The 12,802-nt window shown below is 42.3% G+C and carries 9 protein-coding genes; 6 read left to right on the plus strand and 3 right to left on the minus strand.

What is annotated here, in order from left to right; translation table 11 throughout:
- Positions 1 to 36: 36 nt before the first annotated feature.
- Entirely contained in the window at positions 37 to 2,793 is a 2,757-nt protein-coding gene (locus CW735_RS13710; RefSeq protein WP_071980204.1) for a hypothetical protein, read from the minus strand.
- Between the two features lie 141 nt (positions 2,794 to 2,934).
- Between CW735_RS13710 and CW735_RS13715 the strand changes: the two genes are divergently transcribed.
- Complete coding sequence (locus tag CW735_RS13715; RefSeq protein ID WP_157812698.1) at positions 2,935 to 4,035, plus strand: GNAT family N-acetyltransferase; 1,101 nt, start codon at positions 2,935 to 2,937, stop codon at positions 4,033 to 4,035.
- Here CW735_RS13715 and CW735_RS13720 read toward each other — a convergent pair.
- On the minus strand, positions 3,989 to 4,570 hold the full coding sequence (locus CW735_RS13720) for an acetyltransferase (protein WP_100972660.1): 582 nt from the start codon (positions 4,568 to 4,570) through the stop codon (positions 3,989 to 3,991). The genes CW735_RS13715 and CW735_RS13720 overlap by 47 nt on opposite strands.
- Positions 4,567 to 5,772, minus strand: coding sequence for a glycosyltransferase (locus tag CW735_RS13725; RefSeq protein WP_100973270.1), 1,206 nt, complete (start codon positions 5,770 to 5,772; stop codon positions 4,567 to 4,569). The genes CW735_RS13720 and CW735_RS13725 overlap by 4 nt, the downstream gene beginning before the upstream one ends.
- Before the next feature lie 208 nt (positions 5,773 to 5,980).
- Between CW735_RS13725 and CW735_RS13730 the strand changes: the two genes are divergently transcribed.
- From CW735_RS13730 to CW735_RS13750, 5 genes are read left to right on the plus strand one after another with little or no spacing between them, the layout of a single operon-like run.
- Positions 5,981 to 8,554: a hypothetical protein gene (locus CW735_RS13730; protein WP_100972662.1), complete on the plus strand. Its 2,574-nt coding sequence runs from the start codon at positions 5,981 to 5,983 to the stop codon at positions 8,552 to 8,554.
- A gap of 49 nt (positions 8,555 to 8,603) precedes the next feature.
- The gene (locus tag CW735_RS13735; RefSeq protein ID WP_232368287.1) at positions 8,604 to 9,596 is read left to right on the plus strand and encodes a glycosyltransferase; all 993 of its coding nucleotides are present in this window, start codon (positions 8,604 to 8,606) and stop codon (positions 9,594 to 9,596) included.
- Between the two features lie 2 nt (positions 9,597 to 9,598).
- Positions 9,599 to 10,711 (plus strand): glycosyltransferase, encoded by a 1,113-nt coding sequence (locus CW735_RS13740; protein ID WP_100972664.1) that lies wholly within the window; start codon positions 9,599 to 9,601, stop codon positions 10,709 to 10,711.
- Positions 10,704 to 11,729 carry a polysaccharide deacetylase family protein gene (locus CW735_RS13745; protein WP_100972666.1) on the plus strand — a complete coding sequence of 342 codons (1,026 nt, stop codon included), beginning with the start codon at positions 10,704 to 10,706 and terminating at the stop codon, positions 11,727 to 11,729. The genes CW735_RS13740 and CW735_RS13745 overlap by 8 nt, the downstream gene beginning before the upstream one ends.
- Positions 11,722 to 12,798 (plus strand): GNAT family N-acetyltransferase, encoded by a 1,077-nt coding sequence (locus CW735_RS13750; RefSeq protein WP_232368288.1) that lies wholly within the window; start codon positions 11,722 to 11,724, stop codon positions 12,796 to 12,798. The genes CW735_RS13745 and CW735_RS13750 overlap by 8 nt, the downstream gene beginning before the upstream one ends.
- The last annotated feature ends 4 nt before the right edge of the window (positions 12,799 to 12,802 follow it).

Here is a 12,802-nt window from a genome sequence, read left to right on the forward strand (position 1 = left end):
AAGGCGAAAAGAATTATGTAAAAAAGTCTGACGAATTTAATTGACGTTCTCAATACTTTCCTTGTATTGAATTAGCGAATTAGTGATATTGGGCGGGAATTCTTTTTTTGCCATACTCTCTAAAAATGCTATTGCCTCCTCTTCCCTAGTTTGACCAACCAAAGCCTGAGCGTATAAGAGAAGAACCTCTATCGACATAACATTGTCTCTCTCAATCATATCGAGTAGGATTTTTTCAGCTTCAGCATACTTTTCAAGCCCAAGAAGCACTCTTCCGTGTGTCGATCTTACGCTTACGTTTTTTGATGCTAATTGAAATGCTTTTGTAGAGTATATTTGAGCTTCTTCTAAACTTCCGTTACTAGACAATAACCACGCCAGATTATTAAGCGCTTCGATATTATTGGTTTCAGTTTTGACTATCTGTTTGTAAATATTGGCCGCTCTATCTGGGTTGATAAAAATAAGTGCATCAGCAAGATAATGGAGTGCACGCGAGTCGTTAGGACTATATTCTAATAATCTCTCAATAAATCTAAGTGCACCCGCTCTACTACTAAACTCCTCGACAAGGCTTATCAAAGTAGATACTTTTTGAGGGCTGATAGAGTTTTTATAGTAATTGAGGAGTAAAGCGAACGCATCATCTTCTTGACCCATCCTGAGCAGTTCCGCTCCCTCGGCTTTTGAATCTAAAAGAGTGAATACTGGGTCATCTTTCCATTTTGACGAGCCTAAAACCTGCTTCGCAATATTTATGCGACCTTTTTGGATCAGGAGTTCCGCATAAGTAAAATGAAGAAGTTTGTTTGATGGATATCTTTTTACACCAAGAGCGGCAGTTCGAAGCGCTTCAGTAAAATCATTGTTAGAATCCAATAATTGTACCTTCGTTATATAAGCCAAAGGAGAGGCGTGCTCCTTGGAAATCCATTCATTTAGGAGCCTTCGAACTTTTTCTTTGTCTTTTTGTGCATTAGCTAACTCAACACTTACTTCAAAATAGCCAACAGTTTTAGCGCCTATACTTTTCAGTTCACTTTCAGCAGCGTCGAATTGTTCGTCATCTATATATGCACGCACTAAAAGCAACCTCATCCTGTCACTTAACTTTAAGCTCCGATTAGCTAATAGCCTAATGAAAGAACTCCATTTTTGATTTCGTTTTGCAAGTACAAAATATGTTTCGGCAATATTAATTGTCAAACCTGCCTGTTCCACATATTTTAAAATCGCTTCAGAAGCACCATCAAAGTTGTTCTCTTCTATTAGTCGTGAAACTCTGAATAACAATGCTGTTTCACTTAAAGGCTCAATTCTACTTAATTTTTCGCTGTAATAATTTGCCTCATTGTAATCTTTATTGAGCAATGATGCTTTTATGGCCAACTCTATTAAGGGAATATAGTCACTGTCGATACTCAAGCCCTGTTTAATTACATCTGAAGCTGTATCGTAACGTTTTTCAGTAATGTAGTTGTGTGCTAGAAGAAGCCTTGCCTCGATGTTGGAAGGGTCTAGATCAAGGACGGTATTCGAGAGTTGTAGCGTATTTTCTCCTCTTCCGAGCCCCATTTCTAATGCGGCACGCTCCATTAGCCTTGAAATGCTAACTTCTCCTTGCGCCAACTCTTCTGTATTAGCCAAAACCCTTTCAGCTCTATCTTTATGACCGTCAAGTAAAAGCGCAATTGCAATGTTTTCGCCAAACTCACTATTAAGTAACTTACTGCCTTTTTTAATTTCGATGTCGTACCCCAACCTAACTCTAAGCAACGTCTCGAGGTCTTGAAGGCCCTGACTTTTTGATACGATATTTGGAATTGCCTTCAGTGAATCGAAAGACTGTTCATATAAACCAAGATAGTACGAAGACACAGCTTGAATATACTTTAGCATAGGGCTATCGAAACCTGCAGCGATTGCTTTTTCGGTAGCTGTTTTAGCTTCATCATACTTATTTGCCCTGAAAGCATTTTCAGCAAGCATATGATCAATAATAGGTGCATTACCGATTTCTAATGAAAGCTTTTCAAGAAGAGTAGTGCTTTCTTCATAACTCTTAGTTTGAACCTTTGAATTCGCGAGATAAATCTTTACACGTTTGTTACCTGGAAACTTTTTGAGATACTGCTCGAAGGCTTCAATAGAACGTTCATAACTTCTATTCATAAAATATAATTTGCCAAGCACGGGCCACTTTTCAAAGAACTCGTCATTTATCGACTCTAGCAAGGCAACTGACGTTTGAACTTCAGGCTTTATGCCATCTACTTCTGACAAAGATTTAAAAAACAATTGAAAATCAGATGCACTCGGATTGTCCCTTATAAAATTTTTTGCAAAACTCTCCGCAGCGATTGGTCTCCTAATCTGTAGCAAAGATAGGTATTTGAGTGCAGCTTCGTTCTGTTCTAGGTCTTTATCTGGGCCTCGTTCTAGCTCAGTTAACACAACTTCATAATTTTCTAGTTGGAAGTTAGATAATAGATAAATATCATCTATTTGCGGATTGAAGGGTAGAACTATCTTGTTGGGATCACTAAGTCGCTCAATCATGCTCACTGCTTCTAAATAATCTCCTAAGCGATAATAGACTAACGACGACATTGCTCTTAAGTAGTCGTTGTCCTCATCAAGTCGCAGTGCGTTTTTAAGTGTGATAAGCCCTTCGTTGTTTTTTCCATTTTTGATAAAACCCACCGCCTCTTGTCTATATGACTCGACACTCTCCTGCTCACAACCCAATGCTAGAATTGCGGGGACTAAGATAAACAACTTTAGAAACTTCATTTGCTCTTCCTAATAGGCATGATAACTATACATCGTAGTACTTTTTATCTATTTAATTTAAGGTATCACACAAGAGTAGTTTTACAATTGAGTATGCGTCATTATTTGCCGCATTCTTATAAAAGAAAGGGAATAGACTGGGTGAGTAATTCTGTTGTGGTGAGAGAATCTCTTCGTTTAGAAGAGCAACTAGCTATATGGGAAGATGTGTATCTAAATACACGTTGCTCAAGTCCCTTCCTATCTCCTCATTGGATTGAAGGCTGGCTGCGGAATATCAGTAGTCCCCTACTAACAGCATTATTTTATTGTGGTAATCACATAAAAGGTATTGCATTGATAGGAACAAATACACAACGAGTACTAGGCTTAAAGATAAATAATGCTTACCTAAATCAAGCTGGTACTGAAACTGAAGATCAAGCTTGGATAGAATACAACGACTTGCTTTGCCCAGAAAAATTTAGAACTGAATTTTTTGAGTTACTCGTCAGTGAATTACGAAAAAGGAGGTTTCATAGATTTAAAACGTCAATGAAAACTAATAGTTACCTTCAATTTTCTAAGTCGCAGTATATAGCCCACACTGACGTTCTGATTACAAAAGGATTTACAACAAGTCTTGATGTTTTTACTCAATATCCGAGTAAAATTATGAGTAAGAATTCACGCACCCAAATAAAACGAAGCCAAAAATTATTGAAACTCGAGTTTGGAGACATTGATATCCTTAAGTGTTCGACTCCTACTGAAATATTGGAGGGACTTAAAGAGTTGGCAGAACTCCATCGTTTGCGCTGGGGAAGTACCGAAAATGGAAGCGGATTTGATAATTCAATATTTATGGAGCACCAAAAAAGTATCCTTTTGACTAAGCCACACTTTGCTGAGCTTATTAAGTGTGTAGCAGGTAACAAAACCATAGGTTTTTCTATTAACTTAATTCTAAGTGAAACCGTTTTTTTTTACTGCTCTGGCATTAATTACTTTCGAAACGACAATAAGGTGAAAGCAGGGTATGTAATGCATCACGAAATAATGAACTATTACGCTAATCGTGGATTTAAAACTTACGATTTTTTAGGCGGAAATAGCAGGTATAAGAGTTCTCTATCAAATAGAGAGGTCTCATTCTTCACAGAAACGTTTATTTTTAATAATCTTACTGGGAAAGTGCTATCCACTTATAAGAAAATTAGGCACTGTCTCTCAAAACCCTCGCCGGATTTCCCCCAACAATAACGCCTTCGGGCACATCATCCACCACCACAGCGCCCGCAGCTACAACACTGCCTTTGCCAACATTAGCCATTACCAGTGCACCATTTCCCAACCAGCAGTTTTCACCTATTTCCACTTTGGTAAATATACCACCTTGATCTTTGATCGGCTTTGATGGATCTGAAAAGTTATGCTGCCCTTTTCCACTCATAATATGAACGCCGCTGCCTAGCAGTGTGTTTTTACCTATACTGCATTTACCAATATTGCATTGAGGGCCAATGTAAACGCCCTCCTCAATACTTGTGTCTTGCTGCGAAAACAACGTACCAAAAGAAATCACAGCGTCTGGCGAACAATGCGAAAACACAAAGCGGTAGAAACCACTGCGTAAGTAACTGCCCAATTTGCCGGGTAACAGTGATAAACACTGACTGTAGCTTGCTATCAGGGCATCTTTATTTAAAACCATCGACAATAGTAGGTAGGAAATGGTTACTGGACTGATTAACAGTGCTAGCAACAAAAAAACACAACGCTTAATAAATGGCTTCATATTTTTTCCAACGCCTGTTTAAGGGGCTGCAACTGTTGTTGCCAGCTATAGGTGTTATGAAGTGCATTGAAGGCACTCGCTGCTTTTTGTTGAGCAGTGTCGGCTTCTTTTACACATCTAACGCATGCATCAGTAAAGGCCCCATCGTCGTCGGCAATGAACATAGTGTTCTCGCTCGCATAGCTAATTCCTTCAGCCCCCATACTGGTGGTTATTACAGGTAATTTGCATGCAGCAGCCTGCAACACTTTATTCTGCACGCCTCTGGCCAATCTAAACGGGGCTACAAACGCAGTGGCCTTATGAAAGTACGGCAACATGTCGTCGACAAAGCCAGTCACATAAACAGCCTCATCACGCTCAGCTATCTGCTTTATGTCTTTGGTGGGGTTCATGCCACCTACTGTAAAAGTAGCGCCAGGCAAACGTTGCTTTATGGTGGGCCAACAGTGTTCAACGAACCACATAACTGCATCCACATTAGGTTTATAATTCATTACACCGGTAAATAAGAAGTTAACCCTAGTTGTCGGCGTTGTAGCAGGAAAAAAAGCTGAAAAATCCAATCCGTTTCCTAATACGCTAACAGGTTTATGGGCACTTACCGTTTGTGCAAATAAACGCACTTCCTCATCGGCAATCAAAAAGGTGTCCTCAAACTCAGCATTCGCCCGTGCCTCTAACGCGTTAATCTTTTTGCTTTCTCTGGTGTACACCCCGCGCATGGGAAACGCGCTAGATGAAGCATATTGACGCCACTTATCAGAATCTACATCCATCATATCCATAAAAAGAGCGCACGTTCTCTCGTGATAATTAGTAGCGTTAAACACATAATAACCAAGGCTTGAAGCACTAAGTAGCAGTGCGTCGCAGCCACTTTTTAAACGCGCATTTATTTCCTTTTGAAGCGAGCTGCTATAAAACGCGCCAACACTAATGGCTTGCCGGTGAAGCAGTGCCCAACTGTAGCGCATAACTTTGTGAGGCAATGGGAATACGGTGACTGAAATATTCAGCTTTTCACCAAGCGCTTTGGCATCGGCGTGGTCTTGTTCGCTTTCGCCTAAACACAGCACATCAACGCGATACCCCAGTTGACTTAAAAACTCAATTTGATGATAAGTACGAAGCTTCTCGCCCTTATTCGGCGGATAGGGCACCCGTTGAGATACGACAGTAATGTTGTGCGGCTTCGCCATTTTTGCGTCCATTAATAAAATTTTTATTTCCCGTTGCTATAGTACGTCGAAGGCTGTAACTCGTCAAAAATACGGACAGTAGAAGTTTCGATTCCAACCTATTGTGCGCATGCACAAGCAGGCAAACACATTGGCATTCCATAACAACTAATATAAAGTATCGGAAAGATATTACATTACCCATCACGGATGAAATATAAGTAGCCCAATGCAGTATAATGTTTTTAGTTTACATAACGCGAATGCGCATACTCAACGCGGCTCATTCTGTGTTGGTGTACCCTGCCCTCAAGGTAAACTATCGGTATCTGATCCAGTTGCACTGATTGATGAAAATGGCGACTACGTACAAGCCTCTGTAGAAGCGCGGCATTTGTGGCACGATGGTTCAGTTAAGTGGCTGTACATCACGGGTATAACGTCTTTATCGTCACATGAATCGAAAAAATACTCGCTTAAATTGGCGACAACTTCTCAGCCCACTTACATTAACCCAGTTAAACCCATCAATTCGAATAGTCAGTTAGAAATACAGTTGTCAAACGGCAAGGTGGTTACAGTAAGTCGAAATCGGGCGGGGTTTATCAATTTTAATAACGAACTTACAACCTCGTTTACCCACCATAGCGATAGTAAATACAAAACCCTATCCTTTGTGCATATTAATGAGTTCAGTTATGAGGTGTTACGAAACCATTGCCACAATGTAGCAGTAAAAATTAAGCACAAAGGGCAGCTTGAAATACAAAACAAAGCGCTGGATGTTGAAATTGAAAGCACAATTTTTTTAGCAGATGGTGACGTGCTAAGGGACATCACCATAACGAATCCAGCGGCATCTTTGCACCCAAATGGGCAATGGGATTTAGGCGACCCTTCATCAATTTACATTAATGAACTGTCACTCGCGGTAAACAAACAAGCGAGCACGTTAGTTGTAAACGATGAACTGAAACTTAATGCTCCCTTTAATAAGACGGTCATTCATCAAGCATCTAGTGGAAAAGCCCATTGGCAAAGCCCTGTGCACGTTAACGCAGCAGACGAAGTAAACTTAGCCCACAAAGGGGTTAACGTTTATTGCAATGGCGAATTGGAATACGAAACTGAGCAATGCCAACCGCTCGCCACATTCGAATTAGAAGACAGCGTCTGCCTTGCGCTTGAAACGAAAGAGTTTTGGCAGCATTTTCCCTCAGTAATGACCGTCACAAAAGATAGTACATTCGTGAGCTTACTGGGCGCAAAAGGCAGTGAACCGCAAGAGTTACAACCAGGTGAGCAATTAACACGCCGTATAACATTATCGGCAGGCCCACTTACAACCTTTGACGTGACACTTGGCAAAAACTGGGTTCAGCATTCTTCTTGCCTTCCTTTTGCCCCCTTTAATGCGCCTCAACAGCTTCAGCAACTGGTGGATAAGGGAATAAGTGGTGACAATTCATTTTTTCACAAACGGGACGCTATTGACGAGTACGGCTGGCGGCATTTTGGCGAATTGTATGCAGATCATGAAAAAGCTCTGGCACCTGATACGCCATTTTTTGTGTCGCATTACAATAATCAGTACGACCCCCTCTGCGGCATGCTGTATCAGTGGGCAGTAACCGGCGAGCAGCGCTGGAAGGAGCTTGCCGACAACTTAGCCAAGCATGTAGCAAACATAGATGTGTATCACACCACGCTAGATAAACCTGAATATTCTGGCGGGCTGTTTTGGCATACCGATCATTATGTGCCTGCCCATACGGCCACACACAGAACCTACTCCAAAAATCAGCCCACTGGGGTATATGAAGATCACGCGGGCGGCGGCGGCCCGGGTGGGCAGCATTGTTACACTAACGGGTTACTGCATCATTACCTGTTAACCGGCAGTACTACCTCTAAACAGGCCTTACTGACAATTTGCGGATGGATAGAGGGTTATTACGAGGGCGATGGCACGCTACTAAATGCACTGCTATTAGTCAAAAATGCCGGTACAGAAGGATTAAAAAACGTAAAAACCGGCCAATACCCTCTCGATAGGGGTACCGGCAATTATCTACAGGCCCTAATGGACAGGTACGCGGTATTAAACGATATAAGCGACCTAAAAAAGTGTGCCCATATTATTAAGCACACGGTATCGCCAGGCGATGACATTGCTCAGCGCCAGCTACACAATGTTGAATCCACCTGGTTTTATACTGTCTTTTTCCAAGCTGCGTGCCGCTTTATTCAAATAAAAGAACAGCTTAACCAAAGCGACTACGACTATACCTATGCGGTATATTCATTAACCCATTACGTAACTTACATGCTTGAGCATGAGTATGCGTATTTAGACAAGCCCGATATTTTAGAGTTTCCCAACGAAACCTGGACAGGCCAAGACTTGCGCAAACTTTGCTTATTCGCGTTTGCAAAGGCCTACATGCCAGTACTTGCACCGGCATTAGAACAAAAAAAGCAAAGCCTGCAACAGCAAATTATTGAAAGACTGCAAAACTCAGAAGAAAGCGAAACCACCCGTCTTTTATGCCTTATGATGCAAAATATGAATTTTAATGACTACGAACAAGTAGCATCACCCGCCACAGATTTTTTGAATACACTCTCACGCGGGCACAACTCAAAAGCTCATGGCGCTAATGACCACGGACCGTTTTCTGCTAATACAGAAAGCCTAACCACTTTCGTTATGCGCACGCTTCGTAAGTTTTCGCTGCGCAGAGAGCGCAGCCAAGCGGTTAAACGATTCCCGAAACTTCAGCAATGGTTGGGTAAGCCATGATTGCCACAACAACCCGTTTAATATCATGAATAGCGATATAAGCAGCCCTATGAGCAGCAGTACAAGTAACACTCAAATACATAAAGTAGTCAGCTTTGTAATTCCTCATAAAGGCCGCGAGACTATGCTGCTACAAACGCTGGATAGCATAAAACAGCAAACGCTAGACGCTGAAAAATTTGAAGTAATTATTGTTAGCCAAAACGAAAACGTATCGCAAACCTTAGCCGAATACCGACAGCATTTCTCGCTCACAGTAATGCATAACGACGATGCTAAAAGCATCTCGCACTCTAGAAACATAGGGGCAGCGAAGGCTACTGGCACCTACTTAGCCTTCCTCGATGCCGATGTAAGCCTAGCGGCAAACTACACCACCATCATGCTGCAAACGCTACAACACACACCTTCACTCGCCCTTGTTGCGGCTATGCAAGTAAACTCAGAACAGGCACCACCTTTAGAGCGAATTAGAACAGCGCTAAGTAACGCCGAGCTTGATACCACCGTTAACTTTTTACCCGGGCGAAATCTCTTTTTACACCGAGACACGTTTGCAACCGTAGGCGGGTTTCCAGAACACCTGCTCACCTGTGAAGACTACTATTTTACCGGGCAAGTGAGTGAATATGGCGGCCTTTACTACACGTCCGAAACACATTACGTGCACTTAGGGGAAGATAAAGACTTTAGCCCCATGTTTAAAAAAGAAATATGGCGCGGGCAATCCAATATTGCATCAACAAGCGGCAGGCCCATTCCCCTTCGTGAGCTGCCTAGTTTTATTGTGCCCTTTGCTTTCACCTTGGGCGTTTTATTTTTATTAATTTGCCTGCTGTATTCACACACTAACTTCGCTATTATGTTTAGCATAATCGCAGGAGCACCTCTTCTGGCATATACATTTAGGCTTAAAAAGTTGGTAGGCAACACAGTTTCTTTTTTAAATTGCCTACGCTTTTACCTTGTGTATTTTCCAGCAAGAGCCATAGGAACAGTATTGGGAGTACGCGGCGCGGTAACCACCAGCTCGCATAAATAATAATGAAAATATTGCAGTTTATATGTTCTACAGGGTTTTACGGCGCAGAGCGCTGGGTATTGGCGCTGTCTAAACACATGCCTAGCAATGTGACTAGCGAGCTGGCAGTAACATTAGAGCCGGGCACGGAAGACCTAGAGCTTGTTAAGCAATTTAAACCCATTGGTAAAACCCACCATGTTCCTATGCATGGACGCTTCGATTTAGGCGCGGTAAAAAAACTGGCAACCCTGATTAAAGACAACAATATCGACATTATTCACACCCATGGTTACAAATCGGATATTTTAGGGGTTATGGCCGCTAAAAAAGCCGGTATCCCCTGTGTAGTTACGCCCCACGGTTTTGAAAATGCGGCAGACTTAAAGCTTCGCCTGTTTATTTGGGCTGGCTGCCAAGCCATGCGCTTTGCCGATAAAGTGGTTCCCCTTTCTAAGCAATTACTGGCAGACGTGAAAAAGTTTAACGTTGCCGAGCACAAGCTTGCTTATATTCAAAATGGCGTAGACTTATCAGAAGTTGAGGCTGTAAGAGTAACCAAGAAACCAAAGCCGGAAAACAGTAAAAAGGTAATAGGTTTTGTGGGGCAAATGATAAGCCGTAAAAACATTACCGCCATACTCGACTGTTTCGATGCGTTGTATAAAAAACGACAAGACATTCAACTGGTGTTTCTTGGTGATGGCGAAGACCGCCCTAAATTAGAATCGTATGCGGATACCCTTGATAGTGAACACGCTATCTCATTTTTGGGTTTTAGAAATGACAGACTAGAACAGCTTCGCGATTTTGATATGTTTGTAATGACCTCCACCCTAGAAGGCATTCCCCGCTGTTTAATGGAAGCCTGCGCCATGGAAATTCCGGTGTCGGCCTACGATATTGCGGGCATCGATCAACTCATTACCCACAAAGAAAGCGGTTTACTTACCCCTTTGCATAACACCGAACAATTACAAAAAGACTGGGAAACCCTGCTAGACGATACCGACTACGCCCAGCAACTAGCACAAAATGCCCGTAACTTTGTGCAAGAACACTTTTCGGCACAGCGCATGGCCGACGAATACTATGCCTTGTTTTCAACTATGTTAAACGAGAAACGCCATGGGTAAACCCAACGTTTTATTTGTGCTAACCATAGACACGGAAGAAGAATGGCAGTGGGACGATGAATTTCCCCAGCATGACTGCTCGGTAGATAATGTAGAAAAGCTTCCTGCGTTTCAGGCATTTTGCCAATCACTTGGGATAAGACCGACCTACTTTGTTGACTATGCAGTCGCTAACAATGACGACGGTAGCCGTATTCTTCGAGAATTTGTAAACACGAAGCAAGCAGAAGTTGGTGCGCATTTGCATCCATGGTGTAACCCACCGTACTTTGGTAAAACGACAGAAGCGGAATCCCATGTTATTAATTTGCCGGAAGAGCAAGTTGTACAAAAGCTAGATGAGCTAAACCGGGTTATCAATGAAAAAATTGGGGTAACGCCACGTTCCTTTAGAAGCGGCCGTTGGGGTATGAAGGGTAAAACCCTTGAGCTCCTTACCTCGAGAGGCATTACCGTAGACAGCAGTGTATATCCGTTTTACGAAAACCCGTTTTTTCATTGTAAAGGGGCGCCTAGCACACCCTACTACCCCAGTTTTGATAATGCCCTTGCCCCAGGTGAACAGCAAAACATTATGGAATTGCCGGTAACAGCAGGGTTTAACGTAAAAAATTTTAGTAAGGCTGATAAAATTCACTCTACTTTATCAAAACCTCCATTCTCTACACTAAGAGCAGTAGGCCTTCTTTGGCACACTAAAATTCTTAAGAAAATATATTTAAGCCCTGAGCTATCTGATACAAAAAGTATGATTGAGCTGAGTGATACCTGTTTAGATAAGCAACACGATGTAATTCACATGTACTTGCATAGTTCTAGCTTAATTGATGGGGTTACTGGGCTATTAAACGTCGACAATGCCTATGAGTTAATTTGCTCTCGCATCGCACAGTTTCTTGCGCACCTAGAAGCAAAAGCAAACGTTTCGTATTGCACTATTTCCGAGGCCGCCGCGCGACTTAAGGCAAAAGAAGGGGCTGTAACAACACGGCTCCCGCGAGGACAGCATTGTGGATAACAACAGTGATGATCAAATAGTCATTCAGGTTGCATCGCTATCAGATGTGGCAGCGTGGGATACTTATGTAAGTGCACACTCACTAGCCTCTGCTTATCATAAATTTGCATGGCTAAATGCTGTAAAGCATGCTTACGGCCATAAGGCTTTAGGCCTTATGGCAATAAACCAGCGTTCAAAAAAAATTGTGGGCGTATTGCCAGCAGTGTTAATGAAAACGCCTTTTTTAGGTAAAAAACTGTGCGCTCTGCCATATTGTGATGTGGGCTATGCGTTGACAGATAACCTCGATATAGCACTTCAACTGCAGCAATTTTTAACGCAGCAGCTTTCCATAACCGGCAGTAAAGCACTGGAAATACGTAACATAAATAATGAGCCACAACCGCCTAGTAGTTTAGAAAATCAGAAAGTAAGAATGCTACTGCCATTACCAAATAGCAGTGAAGAACTGCTAGCAGGCTTCAAATCTAAGCTTCGTAGCCAAATAAGAAAGGCAGAGAAAAACGGGCTCACCGTTTCGCTGGGTACTAAGCAATCATTAATTAACGACTTTTATACGGTATACACCAAGAACATGCGTGACTTGGGCTCGCCTGTGCATGCAAAAAAATGGTTTGAGCAAATAGTCAATGCTTACGAAGAGAGCTGTATTCTTAGCGTGGTGTATAAAGACAACACCCCCATTGGTGGCGGCCTGGTAATAAAGAATACTACCAATGCATCTATTCCATGGGCTTCTACCCTGCGCGATTACAATAAACTGGCTCCAAACATGTTGCTATATTGGTCGCTACTAGGGCACTGCGCAGATTCAGGTATTGAAACCTTCGATTTCGGCCGCTCTACCTACGAAGAAGGCACCTACAAATTTAAAAAGCAGTGGGGAGCACAGCCACAGTTGTTAAATTGGCAGAAGTTTGATCAACACGGTGCTCTAGTAAAAGAGCAGCTAGCGGCTACATCGCCAGGTAAACTGCGCCCCATTGCAGAAAATATGTGGCAAAAGCTTCCTCTTACGTTTACCGTAACCGTTGGTTCGGCAATCAGACCGCATATCAGTTTATAGGGAA

This window comes from Alteromonas sp. MB-3u-76, from assembly GCF_002831605.1.
Taxonomy (GTDB): Bacteria; Pseudomonadota; Gammaproteobacteria; order Enterobacterales; family Alteromonadaceae; genus Alteromonas; species Alteromonas hispanica.

Bases quoted from the DNA above. Each gene is read 5' to 3' on its own strand.
- CW735_RS13725 (WP_100973270.1), bottom strand. From the start codon at position 5,772: ATGGCGAAGCCGCACAACATTACTGTCGTATCTCAACGGGTGCCCTAT.
- CW735_RS13730 (WP_100972662.1), top strand. From the start codon at position 5,981: ATGCAGTATAATGTTTTTAGTTTACATAACGCGAATGCGCATACTCAA.
- CW735_RS13720 (WP_100972660.1), bottom strand. From the start codon at position 4,570: ATGAAGCCATTTATTAAGCGTTGTGTTTTTTTGTTGCTAGCACTGTTA.
- CW735_RS13740 (WP_100972664.1), top strand. From the start codon at position 9,599: ATGAAAATATTGCAGTTTATATGTTCTACAGGGTTTTACGGCGCAGAG.
- CW735_RS13735 (WP_232368287.1), top strand. From the start codon at position 8,604: ATGAGCAGCAGTACAAGTAACACTCAAATACATAAAGTAGTCAGCTTT.
- CW735_RS13710 (WP_071980204.1), bottom strand. From the start codon at position 2,793: ATGAAGTTTCTAAAGTTGTTTATCTTAGTCCCCGCAATTCTAGCATTG.
- CW735_RS13745 (WP_100972666.1), top strand. From the start codon at position 10,704: ATGGGTAAACCCAACGTTTTATTTGTGCTAACCATAGACACGGAAGAA.